At 75.2% G+C, this 18,491-nt stretch carries 16 protein-coding genes and 1 riboswitch; of the genes, 7 read left to right on the plus strand and 9 right to left on the minus strand.

The window, feature by feature from the left end; all coding sequences use genetic code 11:
• Positions 1 to 27 precede the first annotated feature (27 nt).
• The 4 genes from KJP73_RS11710 to KJP73_RS11725 all read left to right on the plus strand — a co-directional run bounded on the left by KJP73_RS11710 (position 28) and on the right by KJP73_RS11725 (position 3,730).
• A complete protein-coding gene (locus KJP73_RS11710) occupies positions 28 to 1,008 on the plus strand; it encodes an ACP S-malonyltransferase (RefSeq protein ID WP_213283036.1) in 981 nt (326 codons plus the stop codon).
• Complete coding sequence (locus tag KJP73_RS11715; protein WP_213283037.1) at positions 1,005 to 2,009, plus strand: beta-ketoacyl-ACP synthase III; 1,005 nt, start codon at positions 1,005 to 1,007, stop codon at positions 2,007 to 2,009. The genes KJP73_RS11710 and KJP73_RS11715 overlap by 4 nt, the downstream gene beginning before the upstream one ends.
• Positions 2,010 to 2,097: 88 nt before the next feature.
• Positions 2,098 to 2,346 carry an acyl carrier protein gene (locus KJP73_RS11720; protein ID WP_146838928.1) on the plus strand — a complete coding sequence of 83 codons (249 nt, stop codon included), beginning with the start codon at positions 2,098 to 2,100 and terminating at the stop codon, positions 2,344 to 2,346.
• Between the two features lie 145 nt (positions 2,347 to 2,491).
• Complete coding sequence (locus tag KJP73_RS11725; protein ID WP_213283038.1) at positions 2,492 to 3,730, plus strand: beta-ketoacyl-[acyl-carrier-protein] synthase family protein; 1,239 nt, start codon at positions 2,492 to 2,494, stop codon at positions 3,728 to 3,730.
• Positions 3,731 to 3,863: 133 nt separating this feature from the next.
• Here KJP73_RS11725 and KJP73_RS11730 read toward each other — a convergent pair whose 3' ends face one another.
• The 5 genes from KJP73_RS11730 to def all read right to left on the minus strand — a co-directional run bounded on the left by KJP73_RS11730 (position 3,864) and on the right by def (position 8,034).
• Complete coding sequence (locus KJP73_RS11730) at positions 3,864 to 5,369, minus strand: FAD-dependent oxidoreductase (protein WP_213283039.1); 1,506 nt, start codon at positions 5,367 to 5,369, stop codon at positions 3,864 to 3,866.
• Entirely contained in the window at positions 5,369 to 6,259 is an 891-nt protein-coding gene (locus KJP73_RS11735; RefSeq protein WP_213283040.1) for an FAD:protein FMN transferase, read from the minus strand. Before KJP73_RS11735 ends, KJP73_RS11730 begins: the two co-directional genes overlap by 1 nt.
• Positions 6,246 to 6,743, minus strand: coding sequence for a hypothetical protein (locus KJP73_RS11740; RefSeq protein ID WP_213283041.1), 498 nt, complete (start codon positions 6,741 to 6,743; stop codon positions 6,246 to 6,248). The genes KJP73_RS11735 and KJP73_RS11740 overlap by 14 nt, the downstream gene beginning before the upstream one ends.
• 140 nt (positions 6,744 to 6,883) lie before the next feature.
• Positions 6,884 to 7,381: a DUF3145 domain-containing protein gene (locus tag KJP73_RS11745; protein WP_213283042.1), complete on the minus strand. Its 498-nt coding sequence runs from the start codon at positions 7,379 to 7,381 to the stop codon at positions 6,884 to 6,886.
• 167 nt (positions 7,382 to 7,548) lie between these two features.
• The gene (gene def / locus KJP73_RS11750; protein ID WP_213283043.1) at positions 7,549 to 8,034 is read right to left on the minus strand and encodes a peptide deformylase; all 486 of its coding nucleotides are present in this window, start codon (positions 8,032 to 8,034) and stop codon (positions 7,549 to 7,551) included.
• 117 nt (positions 8,035 to 8,151) lie between these two features.
• On the opposite strand from def, the gene KJP73_RS11755 reads away from it, so the two are divergent.
• From KJP73_RS11755 to KJP73_RS11765, 3 genes are read left to right on the plus strand one after another with little or no spacing between them, the layout of a single operon-like run.
• Positions 8,152 to 8,937, plus strand: a complete 786-nt coding sequence (locus tag KJP73_RS11755; RefSeq protein ID WP_249669328.1) for an ATP-binding cassette domain-containing protein — start codon at positions 8,152 to 8,154, stop codon at positions 8,935 to 8,937.
• A 28-nt stretch (positions 8,938 to 8,965) separates the two neighbouring features.
• Entirely contained in the window at positions 8,966 to 11,113 is a 2,148-nt protein-coding gene (locus KJP73_RS11760; protein ID WP_213283045.1) for a YhgE/Pip domain-containing protein, read from the plus strand.
• Between the two features lie 13 nt (positions 11,114 to 11,126).
• Positions 11,127 to 11,726 (plus strand): TetR/AcrR family transcriptional regulator, encoded by a 600-nt coding sequence (locus KJP73_RS11765; protein WP_213283046.1) that lies wholly within the window; start codon positions 11,127 to 11,129, stop codon positions 11,724 to 11,726.
• Between the two features lie 183 nt (positions 11,727 to 11,909).
• On the opposite strand, the gene KJP73_RS11770 is transcribed toward KJP73_RS11765, so the two are convergent.
• The 4 genes from KJP73_RS11770 to KJP73_RS11785 form a co-directional block, all read right to left on the minus strand.
• Entirely contained in the window at positions 11,910 to 12,137 is a 228-nt protein-coding gene (locus KJP73_RS11770; RefSeq protein ID WP_213283047.1) for a BldC family transcriptional regulator, read from the minus strand.
• Positions 12,138 to 12,153: 16 nt separating this feature from the next.
• Positions 12,154 to 12,228, minus strand: a riboswitch (cyclic di-GMP riboswitch).
• Positions 12,229 to 12,359: 131 nt separating this feature from the next.
• Positions 12,360 to 13,082: a response regulator gene (locus KJP73_RS11775; protein WP_213283048.1), complete on the minus strand. Its 723-nt coding sequence runs from the start codon at positions 13,080 to 13,082 to the stop codon at positions 12,360 to 12,362.
• Entirely contained in the window at positions 13,079 to 15,604 is a 2,526-nt protein-coding gene (locus tag KJP73_RS11780; RefSeq protein ID WP_213283049.1) for a DUF4118 domain-containing protein, read from the minus strand. Before KJP73_RS11780 ends, KJP73_RS11775 begins: the two co-directional genes overlap by 4 nt.
• Before the next feature lie 249 nt (positions 15,605 to 15,853).
• On the minus strand, positions 15,854 to 18,457 hold the full coding sequence (locus KJP73_RS11785; protein ID WP_213283050.1) for a hypothetical protein: 2,604 nt from the start codon (positions 18,455 to 18,457) through the stop codon (positions 15,854 to 15,856).
• Positions 18,458 to 18,491 lie beyond the last annotated feature (34 nt).

Below are 18,491 nucleotides of genomic sequence, written 5' to 3' on the forward strand. Positions count from 1 at the left end.
GCGCCCCCCGGCGGGCAGAGTGGTCGGGTGCTCGCACTCGTCTGCCCCGGACAGGGCGCCCAGACCCCCGGCATGCTCAGCCCCTGGCTCGAGCTGCCCGGCACCGCCGACCGCCTGGCGGCCTTCTCGGAGGCCGCGGGCATCGACCTGACGGCCCACGGGACGACCTCCGACGCCGACACGATCCGGGACACCGCGGTGGCCCAGCCGCTGATCGTCTCGACGTCCCTGCTCGCCCTGCGCGCGCTGGAGGACGAGTCGGGCGCGCCGGTCCCCGTCGGCGCGACCGCCGGCCACTCGGTCGGGGAGTTCGCCGCCGCGGCAGTCGCGGGCGTGTTCGACGACGCCGGCGCCGTGGGCCTCGTGGCCCGGCGCGCCGCGTTCATGGCGGAGGCCGCCGCGGCCGAGCCGACCGGCATGACCGCCGTGCTCGGCGGGGACCCGGACGAGGTCGCCGCGGCGATCGAGGCCGCCGGCCTGTGGCCCGCGAACGTCAACGGCGGCGGCCAGACCGTCGTCGCCGGCTCGAAGGAGGCGCTGGCCCGGTTCGCCGAGAACCCGCCGGCCCGCGCCCGCGTCGTGCCGCTGCAGGTCGCCGGTGCGTTCCACACGCCCTACATGCGCAGCGCGCTGGACGCGTTCGGCGCCGTGGCGGCCGACTGGCCGAGCGCCGCGCCCCGCACGGTGCTGCTGACCAACGCCGACGGCTCCGCCTACGGCGACGGCACGACCGGCGCCGACGTGGTGGCCCGGCTGGTGCAGCAGATCGCCGCCCCGGTGCGGTGGGACCTGTGCCAGACGACGCTCGCGGAGCTCGGCGTCACCGGGCTGCTGGAGCTCGCGCCCGGTGGTGTGCTCAAGGGCCTCGCCCGGCGTAGCCTGCCCGGGGTGGAGACGGTCGCGATCACCTCGCCGGCCGACCTGCCCGCCGCCCGTGACCTGGTCGCCCGCCACGCGACGTCCCCGTCCGGCGACCCGACCGACGACTCCCGGGAGAACGCCCAGTGACCCGTCCCACCCTGACCCAGGCCACCGGTCCCGCGCACACGCGGATCCTCGGCCTGGGCGCCGCCCGCGGCGAGAACGTCGTGCCGAACGACGACCTCGTCGGCCCGATCGACTCCTCCGACGAGTGGATCCAGCAGCGCACCGGCATCGTCACCCGCACGCGGGCCGGCGCCGACACCGACGTGCTGGACCTCGCGGAGCGCGCCGGCCGCGAGGCGATCGCGAACGCGGGCCTGCAGGGCTCCGACATCGACGCGGTCATCCTCGCGACGGTGACGTACTTCCACCAGACCCCGTCGGGCGCCGCGATCCTCGCGGACCGGCTCGGCGCGACCCCCGCGGCGGCCTTCGACATCTCCGCCGCGTGCGCCGGCTACTGCTACGGCATCGGCCAGGCCGACGCGCTGGTCCGGGCCGGCTCCGCGCGCAACGTGCTGGTCATCGGCGCGGAGAAGATGAGCGACTTCGTCGACCCGACGGACCGCAGCATCTCGTTCCTGCTCGGCGACGGCGCCGGCGCGGTCGTGATCGGCCCGTCCGACACGCCCGGCATCGGCCCGACCGTGTGGGGCTCCGACGGCAGCCAGGCCCAGGCGATCCGCCAGACGCACTCCTGGATCGACGTCCGGGACAACGGCGCCGGCTGGCCGACCCTGCGCCAGGAGGGCCCCAGCGTCTTCAAGTGGGCCGTCTGGCAGATGGCCCCGGTCGCCGAGAAGGCCCTCGCGGCAGCAGGCGTCACCGCGGACCAGATCGACGCGTTCATCCCGCACCAGGCGAACATGCGGATCATCGACCAGATGATCAAGCAGCTGAAGCTGCCGGAGACCGTGGCGGTCGGCCGGGACATCGCGGACACGGGCAACACCTCCGCGGCATCCATCCCGCTCGCCACCGAGCGGCTGCTGCGCGAGGGCCAGGTGTCGAGCGGCGCGCTGGCGCTGCAGATCGGCTTCGGCGCCGGCCTCGTCTACGCGGCCCAGGTCGTCGTGCTGCCCTGACCGGGCGGTCACCCGCAGTACCGTTCATCGACCGACAGACGTCGCCGGGCCCGACGGCCCGGCGCAGCACACAACCAAGGAGACACCGATGGCGCACAGCGAGCAGGAGATCCTGGCCGGCCTGGCCGAGATCGTCAGCGAGGAGACCGGCCTGCCGACCGACTCGGTCCTGCCCGAGAAGTCGTTCACGGACGACCTCGACATCGACTCCCTGTCGATGATGACGATCGTGACCCTGGCCGAGGAGAAGTTCGAGGTCCGCATCCCGGACGACGAGGTCAAGAACCTCGCGACCGTCGGCGACGCGGTGTCGTTCATCTCGAACGCCCAGGCCTGAGACGTACCGACCGGGGTCCGCGTCGCACGCCGGCTCGCGCCGGCATCGTGGGAGCCGTCAGGCTCCCGCGGCGCGGACCCCGGTCGCGTCCCGGACACCCGGGACTGACCGCAGCAGCCGCACCCACACCCGCAGGAGCACTCCGATGAGCACACGAGTCGTCGTCACCGGACTCGGCGCCACGACCCCCCTCGGCGGGGACGTGCCCACCACCTGGCAGGCCGCCCTGGCGGGGACGTCGGGCGCGCGCACGCTGGACAACGACTGGGCCGAGACGTACGGGCTCCCCGTCGACTTCGCCGCGACCCTCGCGGTGCGGCCGGAGGACGTCCTCCCCCGGCCCGAGATCAAGAAGATGGACCCGTCCGCCCAGTACGCGATCATCGCGTCCCGCGAGGCGTGGTCCGACGCCGGCGCCCCGGAGGTCGACAAGGACCGGCTCGGCGTCGTGGTGTCCTCCGGCATCGGCGGCATCTGGACGACCCTCGACGCGTGGGACACCCTGCGCGAGAAGGGCGCCCGCCGCGTCCTGCCGATGACGGTCCCCATGCTCATGCCGAACTCGCCGTCCGCCTACGTCGAGCTGGAGTTCGGCGCCCGCGCCGGGGCGCACGCCCTGGTGTCGGCCTGCGCGTCCGGCGCCGAGGCCATCGGCTACGCGGTCGACATGATCCGCAGCGGCCGCGCGGACATCGTGATCGCCGGCGGCACCGAGGCGACCATCCACCCGATGCCGATGGCCGCGTTCGCGGCGTCGCGCACCCTGTCGACCCGCACCGACGACCCGCAGCGCGCGTCGCGCCCCTACGACCTGGGCCGCGACGGCTTCGTGATCGGCGAGGGCTCCGGCATCGTCGTGCTGGAGTCCGAGGCGCACGCCGCCGCCCGCGGCGCCCGCGTGTACGCGGAGATCGCGGGCGTCGGCCTGTCCTCCGACGGGTACCACATCACCTCCCCCGAGCCGAGCGGCCGCGGGCAGATCGCCGCGATGCGGATGGCCCTCAAGGACGCCGGCGTGGCCACGGGCGACGTCAAGCACGTCAACGCGCACGCGACGTCGACGGTCGTCGGCGACCTCATCGAGGCCCGCGGCGTCCGCGAGACCCTCGGCGCGGACGCGGACGGCGTGGCGCTGTCGGCCACGAAGTCGATGACCGGGCACCTGCTCGGGGGCGCCGGCGCGCTGGAGACGGTGTTCTCGGTGCTGGCGGTGCGCGACCGGACCGCTCCCCCGACGATCAACGTCGAGAACCCGGACCCCGAGCTGGTGCTGGACCTGGTGCGCGACACCCCGCGCGCCCTGCCGACCGGCGACGTCGCGGTGATCAACAACTCGTTCGGCTTCGGCGGCCACAACGTGGCGCTGGTGGTCACGAACGCCTGACGCGCCCGTCGCGCCCCGATCACCGCACGCGCGAGGTCGTCACCACCGCACGAGGTCGTCCCGCAGGACTGACGACCTCGTGCACGTGTGACGACCTCGTCGCACGCGTGGGGGCCTCTCCGCGTCTGGCCCCTCAGTAGCCGCTGAACGCGTCCGTGCGGACGCGGCGCACGCCCGCCCGGCGGAGCAGCGCGCGCGTGTGGTCCACCATCGCCGGCGGGCCCGAGACGTACGCCGCGCGCTGCGTCAGGTCCGGTACCGCCTCCGTCAGCGTCTCCGCCGCCAGGCGCCGCTCCCCCAGGTGCACCCAGCCGCTGGGCAGACCGTCCTGCTCGGACGTGGGCGACAGCACCAGCACCCGCGCGCCGGTGGCGCTGATCGTGTCGGCGTAGGCGAGGTCGGCGTGGTCGGTGACCGCGTACACCAGCACCACGTCGCGCCGCTCCCCCGCCGCGGCCATCGCCGCCAGGTGGCTCGCGAACGGGGTGACGCCGATCCCGCCGGCGACCAGCAGCAGCGGCTGCTCCGGGTCGCGGGGCAGCACGAAGTCCCCGCCGAGCCCGGTGGCCCGCAGCCGCGTCCCGACCGGCAGCGCGGCGAGAGCCCGCTTGAACGTGCTCGCCCGCTCGGGGACGGTCAGGGCGACGGTGAGCTCGTCCGCGGCGGGCGCCGACGACACGCTGAACACCCGCCGGGTGCCGCGGGCGTCGGGCCGGGGGTGCGGCACGGTCAGCTCCAGGTACTGGCCGGGCAGGAACCGCACGGGCCGGTCCGCGCGGAAGGCCAGCTCGACGGTGCGGGGCGTGAGCCGCGTCTGCCGGGTGAGCGTGAGCCGCACGGCACCGCGCTGGCCCCACGCGAACGCGAGCACGTTGCCGACGATCAGCGCCGCCTCGGGCGTGCTGTACAGCGGGCCGACGTGGTACGACACCGCGAGCAGCGCCGCGACGACGACCGCCTCGACCAGCTGCTGCCACCGCCGCGGCGGGAGGGTCAGCGGCTCGGTCAGCATCACGCCGCCGAGGAACAGGATCGGGTACGACACCAGCGCGGTCCGCAGCGCGTCGCCGGGACCCGCCCCCTCGACGACCAGCCGCACCGAGACGAGCACCAGCGCCACCACGACGAACGTCCCGACCAGCGCGTACCGCCGGGTCCGGACGACGATCAGCGCGGTGAGCAGCAGGACCGGGACGAGGAGCCACCGGTCGGCCACCCACCACGTGGTCGCGTCCCACCCGGTGAGCCCGACGACGAAGGCCCCGGCGGCGGCCGGGTTCAGCACGTGCCGCCCCCGCCAGGCCAGCACGTACTTCGCCAGGTTCGCCACGAACGCCGCGAGCGCGAGCGTGCCGAGGTACCGCGCCTCGAGCGTCGGCCAGAACAGGAACAGCAGGATGAGGCCGGTGATGACCGCCGACTCGGTGTGCGCCCGCGTGCGGAACGCCAGGGCCAGCAGCCACGCGCTCGCCACCGAGGCCGCGACGGCCACGGCCGCGCTGACCAGGAGCGCCCCCGGCTCGACGAAGAGCGCCCCGGTCGCGGACAGCACGAGCGCGACGACCGCCAGCGCGGACAGCCCCAGGGTCGGCAGCCGGTACATCGTCACGCGGCCCAGCCGCTCGTCGAGCCACGCCATCACGCGAACACCTCCCCGTCCAGGTCCAGCGACCAGCGGATGCTCCCGTCGCCGCGCAGGACGACGTACCGGATGCCGAAGCGCGACGCGACGAGGTCGGGCTCGGCGAAGAACAGCGCGGTCGCCGCGAGGTCGGCCGCCAGCGCGGTCGGGCCGAGCGCCCAGGTGGCGAGCACGTCCGAGGTCGGCACGCCGGTCCGGGCGTCGACCACGTGGTGCAGCCCCTCGCCCCAGGCGCGCCGGTTGGTCGCGGACCCGCAGAGCGCGCCGTCGGTCAGGCGCAGCACGCCGACGGCCCGGGCCGGATCCCGGGGGTCCTCGAGCGCGACGCCCAGCGGCGCGCGCGTGGTGCTCCGGAGGTCGCCGCCGGCGTCGACCACGTGCTCGGTGACCCCGTGGGACGCGAGCACCCCGGACACCAGGTCCACCAGGTACCCCTTGCCGCCGGCGCCCACGTCGATCAGGGCGGGCTCGTCGAGGGTCAGCGTCCGGCCCTCGCGGTGCGCGACGGTCCGCCACGGGGGCGCCGGCGCGGTGAGGAGGTCCCCGTCGGCGTCCCGGCGGGGCCGGAGCGTGTACGCCGCGTCGTACCCGAGCCCCTCGAGCGCGCGGCCGACCAGCGGATCGACGGCGCCGTCCGTGCAGGCGGCCGCCACGTCGTACGCGTCGAGCAGGGGGCCGGCGTCCCCGGGCAGGTCGTACGTCCCCGCGCCGGACCGGGCCACCTCCGTCACCCAGGAGTCCGCGCGGAACCGGGACCAGTCGCGGTCGAACCGGTCCACCCGGTCCCGCACCGCGGCGAGGACCTCCGCGGGGAGCGGCTCGGGGGTGTCGATCTGCCAGCGGGTGCCGATCGCGTCGAAGGTCGCGCCGGCGTCAGGCCTCGGCATCGGCGCGGATGGAGTCGAGCGCCGCGTTGAAGCCGTCGCCGGTCAGGGACGACCCGGACACCTTGTCCACCGACAGCCCGGCGAGCTCGGCGCCCACGACCTCGTCGGCGATCCCGGACGCGAACTCGCCCTGGAACCGCTCGGCGTTGCCGCCGGTGGCCTGCGGCGTGACCGTCACGTCGGTCACGACGTCGTCGGCCACGGTGAGCTCGACCTGGATCGACTCCTCGCCGCCCGGGGTGCTGTACGAGCCCTCGGCGGTGTAGGTGCCGTCGGTGTAGGTGCCGTCGGTCGCGCCGGCGGTGCCGTCGGTGCCGGCGCCGGCGGTCTCGTCGGCGGTGGAGGTGCCGGAGTCCTGGCCGGCCGAGGACTCCGGTGCGTCGTCCTCGGTGGCGGCGTCGGCGTTCCCGCACGCGGCGAGCGCCACGACGACGGAGAGGCCGGACAGCAGGCCGAGCGTGCGGCGTCGGATCGAGTGCGCCATGGTCGTGCCCTCCTCAGCATCCCGGCGCGAGGCCGGGCTCGTTGAATGCGATCGCTTTGTGATCAGCAACGACGCTAGGAGCGCTTCCTGCAAAACACCTGGGAACGCCCCAGGAGCGCGGCGTGCGTCCGTCCGGGCGGTCAGCCGACCCGGTGCAGCCAGCGCACGGGAGCGCCGGCGCCGGCGTACCGGAACGGCTCGAGCTCGTCGTCCCACGCCTGCCCGAGCGCCAGCCCGAGCTCCTCGCGGACGGCACGGGCGTCGCCCTGCTCCAGCGCGGCGCGGATCCGGTCCTCGGGGACCACGACGTTGCCGTGCACGTCGGTCTGCGCGTGGAAGATGCCGAGCTCCGGGGTGTGGCTCCACCGGGCCCCGTCGCTGCCGTGGCTCGCGTCCTCGGTCACCTCGTAGCGCAGGTGGGTCCACCCGCGCAGGGCGGACGCCAGGCGCGCACCGGTGCCCTGAGTGCCCTGCCACGAGTGCTCGCCCCGCAGCATCCCGGGCGCAGCAGGCTGCTCCGTCCACTCCATCGACACGCGTGAACCCAGCACGTTGCCCGCCGCCCACTCGAGGTGCGGGCAGAGCGCGCGCGGCGCAGAGTGCACGAAAAGAACACCGCGGGTGATCGCACCTGCCATGTCATCCCTCCCGGATCGGCTCGAGGTTCGTCTTCCCCAACGACCTCGTCCCTACCGGGAGCTGACACACGGTCTCGCGGCGTGCAAGGCACAGCATGCCTGATGGGGGGCGCTGCGCACCAGCGCTGCGGCCCCCATCCAGGAAATCGGTCCGGTTTGCCCGGCTCTCAGAGCGTCTCGCGGATCGCCCGCATCGCCTTCTTGCGCACGGTCCGGTCCAGCCGGTCGATGTAGAGGTGGCCGTCCAGGTGGTCGACCTCGTGCTGCAGGCAGCGGGCCATCAGCTCGACGCCCTCGACGACGACCTCCTTGCCGTCCAGGTCGTGGCCGACCACCCGCGCGTACCAGGCGCGCCGCGTCGGGAACCACAGGTCCGGCACGGACAGGCAGCCCTCGTCGCCGTCCTGGAAGTCCTCGGACAGCTCGACGATCGTCGGGTTCAGCACGTAGCCCAGCTCGTCGTCGATGTTCCAGGAGAACGCGCGCAGGCCGACGCCGATCTGGTTGGCCGCGAGCCCCGCCCGCCCGTCGTGGTCGACCGTCTCGAGCAGGTCCTCCACCAGGCCACGGACCCGGGCGTCGATCGTGGTCACCGGCTCGCACGGGGTGCGGAGCACCGGGTCGCCCACCACGCGGATCTCTCTCATCGCCATGGTGGCGATTGTTTCACGACCCGGGTGTGATCCGCGGAACGTGACCACCGCATGACAGGCGTGCGTGATCGTCCTATCTTTGTACTGACCAGTCAGTGCGAATCGATCGAGGCGACAGTGTCATCTCCGGAACCCACGCCCCTCCGGGCGGAGCCGCAGCAGCAGACCGGCGCCGGCGCGTCCGAGGACGCGGCGCCCGCACCCGTCCCCACCGCCGTGCGCGCGCGCGGCCTCGCCCTCACCGGCTCCCGCGGCCCCGTGTACGGGCCCGTCGACCTGGACCTCCCCGCCGGCACGCTCACCGTCGTGCAGGGCCCGCAGGGCGCCGGCCGGTCCAGCCTGCTGCTCACGCTCGCCGGCCGGATGGTGCCCGACGCCGGCAGCGACCTCACCGTGCTGGACGAGCCGCTCCCCCGGCGCCGGTCCGCCGTGCAGCGCCGCGCCGCCGTGGCCGGGTTCTCGGGGATCGACGAGCTGGACGACGGCGTGACCGTCGCCGACGTGACCCGCGAGCGGCTGGCGTGGCTGTCGCCATGGTACCGGCGCACCGGCCGGGTCGACCAGGACCGGTTCGCCGCCCTGGCCGGGCCCGTGTTCGGCGAGCGGCCCCTGCCGCGCGTGAGCACGGTGATCTGGGACCTCGACGAGGTCGACGTCATGCTGCTCCGCGTCACGCTCGCCCTTGCGCAGCGCCCGGACCTGCTCGTCGTCGACGACCTGGACCAGGTCCACGACTCGCGCCGCCGGCAGACCGTCTGGACCCGGCTCGAGGCGCTCGCCGCCGCCGGCACCACGGTGATCGCGTCCGTCGCGTCGCTCGACGAGGTCACCCGCATGCGGTGGTGGATGCCGCCGCAGCACGTGAACCTCGCCACCGGCCCGCACGCCGTCCCCGCCGACTGACCCCCTGCTCTTCCTGAGGACCCCCGAGATGCTCTCCTTCCTGTCCACCGGCACCGAGCTGCGCCGGTTCCGCCGCGGCCTGCTGCCGAAGCTCGCCGTCGTCGCGATGCTCGCCGTGCCGCTGCTGTACGGCGCGCTGTACCTGTGGGCCTACTGGGACCCGACCGGCAACCTCGACCGGCTCGCCGTCGCGCTGGTCAACGCGGACGAGGGCAGCACCACCGAGGACGGCGACGCCCTGCACGCCGGGGACGACGTCGTCACCGAGCTGCTCGACTCCGGCGCGCTGGACTGGCGCCAGGTCGACGCGGGCACCGCCGCGGACGGCGTGCGCGACGGCACCTACTACTTCGCGGTGACGATCCCGGAGGACTTCTCCGCCGACATCGCGTCCGCCGGCGGCGACGACCCCACCGCCGCGGAGCTCGACGTCACCTACAACGACGCGAACTCCTACCTCGCCTCGACGCTCGGCCGCAGCGCCATGACGCAGATCCGCTCCGCGGTGTCCGAGACCATCGGCGAGCAGGCCGTCGACCAGGTGCTCGTGGGCCTCGGCTCGGCCCGCGACGGCTTCGCCCAGGCGTCCGACGGCGCCCTCACGCTGGCGGCGGCGAGCGGCGACCTGTCCACCGGCGCGCACCAGGTGGCCGACGGTGCCGCCTCGGCGGCCGACGGCGCGCAGCGGCTCGCCTCGGGCTCCGCCGACCTCGCCGACGGCGCGGGCCGGCTCGACTCGGGGGCCGAGCAGCTGGCGGCGGGCGCCGGCACGCTGTCGTCCGGCGCCGGGTCGGCGGCTGCGGGTGCGGCGACGCTGGCGACCGGGGCCGGGCAGCTCGCCACCGGTGCGGGGTCTGCCGCCACCAGCGCGCAGACGCTGGCCGACGGCGCCGCCCAGGTCAGCACCGGCGTCGACCAGCTGGCCGGCACCGTCTCCAAGCTGAGCGCCGCCGCGCAGGGCCTGCCCGCGCTGCGGACGCAGCTCGACGCGCTGTCCACCACCGCCGATCCGGCGACGGCTGCGGCGCTCGACCGCCTGATCGGCGCGCTCGACCAGTCGATCGCCGGGGCCGGTCTGCCGAGCACGCCCGCGGCCGCGGAGGAGGCGGCCCGGCAGCTGCAGACGCTCGTCGACGGCGCCCACCGGGTCCGCGACGGCTCCGCCGCCCTCTCGTCCGGGCTCGACACGCTGGCCGGGAAGTCGGGCGAGCTCGCGACCGGGGCGCAGACGCTGTCCGCCGGCACCGCGCAGGTCGCGTCGGGCGCCGCCTCGCTCGCCTCGGCGTCGAGCACGCTCGCCTCCGGCGCGGCGACCCTCGACGACGGAGCGCAGACCCTGGCCGACGGGGCCGGCACCCTCGCGTCCGGCACGTCGACCCTCGCCTCCGGGGCGAACCAGGTGGCTGACGGCGCTGACCAGCTCGGCGACGGCAGCCACGAGCTGGCCGGCTCCCTCGCGGACGGCGCCGATCAGATCCCCGCCGACGACGACGCGACGCGCACCCAGCGCGCCGACGCGCTCAGCACCCCGGTCCGGATGGACAGCACCGACGTCGCCGAGGCGAACGGGTACGGGGAGGGCTTCGCCCCGTTCTTCATCCCGCTCGCGCTCTTCGTCGGCGGGCTGATCACCTGGCTGCTGCTGCGACCCCTGCCGCCGCGCGGGCTGGCGACCCCGGCGCGCGGCTGGCGGATCGCCCTCGCCGGGTACCTGCCGGCGCTGCTCATCGGGGTCGGCCAGGTCGTGGTGCTGCTCGCGGTCGTGCACTTCGGCCTCGGGCTCGGCATGTCGACGACGCTCGGCACGGTCGCGTTCACCGTGCTGGTCGCCGCGGCGTTCCTGGCCGTGCAGCAGATGCTCACCGCGGTGCTCGGCTCGGCCGCCGGCAAGGTCGCGATCATCGCGCTGCTCATGCTGCAGCTCACGGCCGCCAGCGGCACCTACCCGGTCGAGACGACCCCGTCGTTCTTCCAGGCCCTGCACCCCGCGCTGCCCATGACCTACGCGATCACGGGGCTGCGCGAGCTCACGACCGGCGGCACCGACGGGCGGCTGTGGTCGTCGGTCGCGGCGCTGCTGGCGTTCCTCGTCGGGTCGCTCGCCATCACGTCCTGGCGGGCGGCGCGGCAGCGCACGTGGACGCTCTCGCGTCTGCACCCCGCCCTGTCGATCTGAGAGGCTGGGACCCATGTCGACGGCCGCCTCCCCCGCCACCGCCCCGGACGCACCGCTGGGCACCGGACGCCGCGACACCCGCCGCGCCATCATCGAGGCGACCGTGGCCCTCATCGCCGACCGTGGCTTCTCGGCCACGTCGGTGGACGACATCGCCGAGCGGGCGGGCGTCGCCAAGGGCAGCGTCTACTACAACTTCGGGTCCAAGGGCGCGCTGTTCGAGACGGTGCTCACCGAGGGGCAGCGCGCCCTGACCACCGCGCTGCGGGGAGCCGCGGCCGGCCGCACCGGCCGGGACGCGGTCGGGGCGCTCGTGCACGAGCTGCTCGCGCAGATCCAGGGGCACCCCGACTTCGCGAAGGTGCTGGTCGCGGAGGTGTTCCGCACCGGGCGGGACTGGCAGGACTCGATCCGCCAGGTGCGGGACGAGGCGTTCGCCGTGTTCGCCGAGGTGGTCGAGGCGTCCTGGCCGCACCGGGACCCGTCGCTCACCGCCGCGGCGATGTTCGGGGCGACGCTGGTGGCCGGCCTGGAGTGGCTCGCGTTCCAGCCGGACCGCGCCGTGGCGGACGTCCGCCGCGCGGTGCTCGCGACGGTGCTCGACCCGCTCTGACCCGGTCCGGTCGGCGAGGTCGAGGGGGCGCGGCGAGATCGACCGTCCGCACCTGGGCCGCGGACGGAACCGGTCGGCCGCGCGGCGGGACTGCGGGGCCGCGGGCCTGCGCGCTCGGGTCCCGGACGCGGAACGGGCCCCCGAGCGTGTGCTCGGGGGCCCGTTCCGGGTGTCTCGGGTGGCTCAGTAGCGGCCGGCCTGCGTCGGGACCGCGCCGAGCAGCTCCATGACCTCGGACTCGAGGAACCGGCGGTGGCCGCCGAGGGTGCGGACCGCGGAGAGCTTGCCCGCCTGGGCCCAGCGGGTGACCGTCTTCGGGTCGACCCGGAACATGACCGCGACCTCACCCGGGGTGAGCAGCGAGGAGGAGGTGGCCTGCGTCGGGAGCTGGGCCTGGAGGGGGAACGTCATGATGACTCCTTGTCGGTTCGGTAGCCCGGCTGGCCCAGAGGGCCCCGTGGCTTTGCGTCCCCGCCTTGCAGCGGGTTTGCCGTTTGTCGCTCAACACCGAGAACTATACAGAAATCGGACAGAACGGCAAGTACCACCAGAGAGCGGACAGATGCGCAGGTCACAGATGTGCGCGTTCACATCGTGGACACGTCAGGAGACGCCCGCCCGCGTCGGTGCCGGTCAGCGCGCCTCGGGCGACGGTCCCGGGCCCTCTCCCGCGCCCGCAGGGTCGAAGCGGTACCCCATGCCCGGCTCGGTCAGCAGGTACCGCGGGGCGGCGGGGTCGGGCTCGAGCTTCTTGCGCAGCTGCGACAGGTACAGCCGCAGGTACCCCGTGTCGGTGACGTGCTCCGAGCCCCAGATGTCGGACAGCAGCGTCTGCCGGGTGACGAGCCGGCCGGCGTTCCGCACCAGGATCTCGAGGATCCGCCACTCCGTCGGTGTGAGCCGCACCGCCTCGCGGGGAGGGCCGTCGCGGGTGACGGTGGTCGCGGAGAGGTCGACCGTGACGTCGCCGATCCGGACCAGCGGCTCGGCGTCCTGGCCCGGCACCCGGCGGGTCAGCGCACGGATGCGGGCGAGCAGCTCGTCCACGCCGAACGGCTTGGTCACGTAGTCGTCGGCCCCGGCGTCCAGCGCGTCGACCTTGTCGGCCGAGCCGGTGCGGCCGGACAGGACGAGGATCGGCGCGGCGGTCCAGCCGCGCAGGCCGTGGATCACCTCGACCCCGTCGAGGCGCGGCATGCCGAGGTCGAGCAGGTACAGGTCCGGCTTGTGCTCGATCGCCTGGTTCAGCGCGGCGGTGCCGTCGGTGGCGGTGAGCACCTCGTAGCCGCGGGCGCGCAGGGTGATCCGCAGCGCCCGCAGGATCTGCGGGTCGTCGTCGGCGATGAGGATCTTCACGCGCCCGCCGCCTCCGTCCGCGCCGCCGCCGCGCTGGTGCGCAGCGCGATCACCATGGTCAGTCCCCCGCCGGGCGTGTCCTCGGGGGTGAGCGTCCCGCCCATGCCCTCGGTGAACCCGCGGGACAGCGCCAGGCCCAGCCCGAGCCCGGTGGCGTTGTCCGTGTCGCCGAGCCGCTGGAACGGCACGAACAGATCGGCCCGGCGCTCCGCCGGCACGCCCCGGCCGTGGTCCACCACCCGGATCTCGACCCGGTCTCCGAAGGCGCTGGTCTGCACGCGTGCTGGCCTCCCGTGAGGGCTGGCGTGCACCGCGTTGGCCAGCACGTTGACGAGGACGCGGCGCAGCAGCGCGGGGTCGGCCTGCACGGGCGGCAGCGCCGGGTCCAGCTCGAGGTGCACGTCGTCCGGCCCGAGCCGGAGCTCGTCCAGCGCCGGGAGGATCACCTCGTCCACGTCGGTCGCCCGGGTCGACACGCCCAGCACCCCGGCCTGCAGCCGGCTGACGTCCAGCAGGTCGGTGACCAGGCCGGTCAGGGTCGCGAGGCTCTCCTCCGCGGTGGCCAGCAGCTCCTCCCGGTCGGCGGACGACCAGTCGACGTCCCGCGAGCGGAGGCTGCCGACGGCGGTGGTCGCGGCGGTGAGCGGCCGGCGCAGGTCGTGGCTGACCGCGGACAGCAGGGCGCTGCGCACCTGGTCGGTCTCCAGCAGCGGGCCGATGGCGTCGGCCGTCCGGGACAGCCGCTGGTGCTCGAGGGCCGCCGCGACCTGGGTGACGACCACGCCCAGCAACCGGTTGCCGGCACCGTCGAGGTCGGCCGCGCGGGCGTCGGGGCGCGGCTCTCCGGCGTCGAGGTCCAGCACGGCGTCGTCGTCGACGGTCACCACGGTCGCCCCCGGGCGCACCGTGCCCGACTCCGCGAGCACCTCGTCCCCCGCCCGCAGCCGGACGCCGGCGAGGCCGAACGCCTCGCGTGCGCGGTCGATCAGGCTCGCGAGCGCGTCCTGCCCGCGCAGCACGCCACCCGCGACCGCCAGCATGAGCTCGGACTCGGCGCGCGCCCGCTGCGCCACCCGGCTCCGGCGCGCCGCGACGTCCACGACCGCGCTGACGAGCACCGCGTTCGCGACGTACAGCGCCAGGGCGAGGACGTGCCGCGGCTCCGCCACGGTCACGGTGCGCACCGGCTCGATGAAGAAGTAGTCGAGGCTCAGCCCGGACAGCACGGCGGTGAGCAGGGACGGCCAGAACCCGCCCACCAGCGCGACCACCACCACCAGCAGCTGGTACGTGAGCACGTCGCCGACCAGGGACGTCCCGGTCCGCGTCGCCTCCAGCAGCCAGGTGAGCAGCGGGCCCAGCGTCAGGCACAGCACGAGGCCGAGCACGCGGCGCCGGGACGTCAGCGCGCCGCCGACGCCGGGCAGGGCGAACCGGCCACCCGCGGCGGCGTGGTTGACGATGTGCACGTCGATGGGACCGGCCTGCCGGATGACGGTCGCGCCGATACCCGGTCCGCTGAGGGCGGCCGCGAGCCGGCTGCGGCGGCTGATCCCGATCACGAGCTGGGTGGCGTCGACGGTCCGCGCGAACTCGACCAGCGTGCGCGGCACGTCGTCCCCCACCACCTGGTGGTAGGTCCCGCCGAGCTGCTCGACCAGCGCGGCCTGCGCCGCCAGGGCGCCGGGGTCGGTGTCCCGCAGGCCGTTCTGGGCGCTGACGTGCACGCCCAGCAGCTCCCCGCCGGCCGACCGCGCGGCGATCCGCGCCCCGCGGCGCAGCAGCGTCTCCCCCTCCGGGCCGCCGGTCAGCGCGACCACGACCCGCTCGCGGGCCTCCCAGGGGGCGTCGATCGCGTGCTCGGCCCGGTACGTCCGCAACGCCGAGTCCACCTCGTCCGCCAGCCACAGCAGCGCCAGCTCCCGCAGCGCGGTGAGGTTCCCCAGCCGGAAGTAGTTCGACAGGGCCGCGTCCACCCGCTCGGCCGGGTACACGTTCCCCTCCGCCAGCCGGTCCCGCAGCGACTGCGGTGCGAGGTCGACCAGCTCCACGTCGTCCGCCGCGCGCAGCACGCCGTCCGGCACCGTCTCGCGCTGGGGCACGCCCGTGATGGTCCGCACCACGTCGTTGAGGGACTCGATGTGCTGGATGTTGACCGTGCTGACCACGTGGATCCCCGCGTCCAGCAGCTCCGCGACGTCCTGCCAGCGCTTCTCGTGCCGGGACCCCGGCGCGTTCGTGTGCGCGAGCTCGTCCACCAGCGCCACCTTCGGCCGCCGCGCCAGCACCGCGTCGAGGTCCATCTCGGAGAGCCGCACCCCGCGGTGCTCGACCTCCGCGCGGGGGACGAGCTCCAGCCCGTCGAGCAGCGCCGCCGTGGCCGCGCGACCGTGGGTCTCCACGACCGCGACCACCACGTCCTTGCCGTCGCGGACCATGTCGCGACCCGCCTCGAGCATCGCGAACGTCTTGCCCACTCCGGGGGCGGCACCCAGCAGCACGCGCAGCCGACCCCGGCTCATCCGTCCATCCCCTCCGAGTCGTCGGCGCCAGGTCGAGCTCCGGCGTCGCCAGGCGCCCAGGTGCCTGCCGGCGATCGTAGTCGTGACGGGGTGCCCGACCTGGGCAGGAGCTCCGGGGAGCAGCTGGGACACGGCGTTCCGGGCACGGCGCCCCGGGCGGGGCGCCCCGGGCGGGGCGCCCCGGGCGGGGCGCCCCGGGCCGGGGTGGCGACCACGCGCGGCGCCACCCCTGCCCGTCCGGCGGTCACGTCACGCACCGCTGATCCGGTCCCACGAGCCGGCCCCGGCCGGGTCGCCGGTCGCGTCGAGCGCCCGCCGCACCCGTGCCCGGTGCCCGACGACCACCGCCCCGGCGACCAGCAGCACCACCGCGACGGCCACCCACCGACCGACGTCGCCGCCCGTGACGGCGAGCGGGGAGTCCGGGGGCGCCGGCGCGACCGGCTCCGGAGCGGCGACCGTCAGGGTCTCGGACGGCTCTCCGCAGCGCCCCGCGGACAGCGGCTTGCCGTCCGCGGTGCTGGTGCGCTCGACGAACCCGTACGTGCCCGCGTCGCCCGCGAGGTACCGGTCCGTCGCGTAGTCGCCCGCGCCCTCCGTGAGCGCCAGGGGCGCGGACGTCCACACCGGCTCGTCGCACACGAGCTGCTCCCCCGGAGGCGCCGTGAACAGGTCCACGACCGTGACCGCGCCCGCGGGCGGCGTCCCGCCGACGGTCAGGACGTCCCACAGCTCGACGCCCGCGACCGGGTGGTCCTGCGCCGCCATCGCGGTGGTGCGGACCGTGAACCCGTCGGTGATCGTCGTCGTCTCGGACGGGATCCCGCACTCCCCGCGGTGCTTGACCGCCCCGTCGCCGCCGGTGAGCGTCTCCACCCAGTACACGGCGCCCGGCCGGTCGGGCGCCGGCGTGGTCCCCGAGTCGTAGAACCCGGGACGAGCGACCGGCACCGGGTCGGAGACCCAGAACGACGTCGTGTCGTCGCACAGCGGCGCGGCAGCGGGGTCCTGCGGTCCGAACGCCTCGAACACGAGGTGGTCGCCCTCCGCCGTGGTGCCCGTCACGAGGGCCAGGTCGTGGATCGACTCACCCGGCGCGGCGTGCTCCTGCGCCCGGGTGACGACCGTCGGCGGGACGACCACGACCGGGTCGCCCGGCACGTAGAACGCCTCCCGCACGTCGTCGAACCTGCTCACGAACGGCTCCACGCGGTCGTCGCCCGCGAAGGAGTACACGAACACGTAGTAGTCGCCGCCGGGGTGGGTGGCGGTCGCCGGCACCACGACCGGGTCCTCGTAGCCGACCTCGTGGACGCCGTTCGAGGCGTCGACCGTGCCGGTCCAGAGCACCGGGGTGCCGGGCGGGACCTCCGCGCTCGTCGGCAGCTGCGCGAGGGGTCCGTGCACCGTGACGACCGCCTGGCCGAGGTCCGCGCCCCAGCGTCCGAGGCCGGTGAACTCGCCGTGGTCCTCGGGGTACCCGGCCATCGTGATGCGGTCGAACGCCCGGCCACCGGGCACGACGTTGAACTCACGGGTCTGCGACGAGTGCGACAGGTCCGACCGGTTCACCGCCGTCTCGACCTCCTCGAACCACGGCGCGGTGAAGTCCTCGCGGACGTACTCCGCGAGCGCCCCGGCGTCGGCCTTCCGGATCGTGACGACGGCCGTGTAGAAGCCGTCCCCGGTCGCCCGCACGGTGCCCGGGGTCACGACGCCGCCCGGTCCGTCGGCGACGACGCGCTCGACGCCGGCCACGGGCGCACCCGCGGGCGGCACCGCCGCCTGGGCCTGCGGCTGGAGGAACGGCCCGTACCAGGTGACGTCCGCCGGGACGTCCACGGGGTCGCCGTCCAGGTCCACCCAGACGTCGCCGGGCGCCGCGCTGAACTCGAGACGGTCGACCAGCGCGTCACCGTCCTGCACCCGCACGTCCTGCACCGTCGTGGTGGCCCGCGGCCGGAAGTCCTTCACGACGGGGAACACGGGACCGTCGCCGACGATCTGGCTGGGGTCGTGGCCGGGCCGGTTGCCGTAGGTGAGCTGGTCCTGACGGCTGCCGCTCACGTCGAACACCGTGACCGTCGTGCGCCACGCGTCGTCGAACACCACGCGGTAGCTCACGTCCCCGTTGCCGGTGGCGGTCCAGGTCAGGTCCACCGGCGCGCTGCCCGTGGTGCCGCGGAACGTGCTGCCACCGGAGGCGTCGAGCACCGCCGGACCCGACAGCGTCACCGTGAACGGCGCTCCGACGACCGGCTGCCCGGCGGCCGACCGCAGCACGATGCCGCGGATCGCGCCGGTCCGGCGGCCCTGGCCGGTCACCGTGCCGGCCGTCGCGGCGTAGGGTCCGGCCTCGGCGGCGGCCTGGTCGAGCAGCGCTGCGGCGCGGTCCTTGACGGCCTGCGGTGTCGCGGCGGCGATCAGCAGCTTCACCGACTCGACCACGCCGCCGGCCATGCTTCCGGGGCGCTCCTGGCGCTGGTGCGCCGCGTAGCCGAGGGCCGCCTGGGTGAGGTCGTCGGGGGCGTACCGGTGCCGGGCGAGCGCCGCGGCGAGCGGGGCGTCGTCCACGGCGGTCACCGACAGCGGGACGTCCGACGGCCCCGACGCGGGCAGCCGGGCCTGCAGGCAGTACCCGTGCTCCTCGGCACCGGACGCTCCCTCGATGGGTCCGAGGCGCACCGGGCCGTAGCCGGCGGGGGTGATCGTGATGCCGGCCGCGGGGATCGCGGCGGCGGCGGGCGGGGGCGCGGGAGCGAGGAGCAGGGCGGCGGTCGCCCCGGTCGCGAGCGTCCCGGCCAGCAGAGCGGAGGTCGCTCGGCGGGCGTGCCAAGATGGCCGTGCTTGCATGTCAGGTCTCCAGAGGAACTGTCGAGCGGGCACG

The sequence above is a fragment of the Cellulomonas hominis genome (genome assembly GCF_901521055.1).
GTDB lineage: Bacteria > Actinomycetota > Actinomycetes > Actinomycetales > Cellulomonadaceae > Cellulomonas > Cellulomonas endometrii.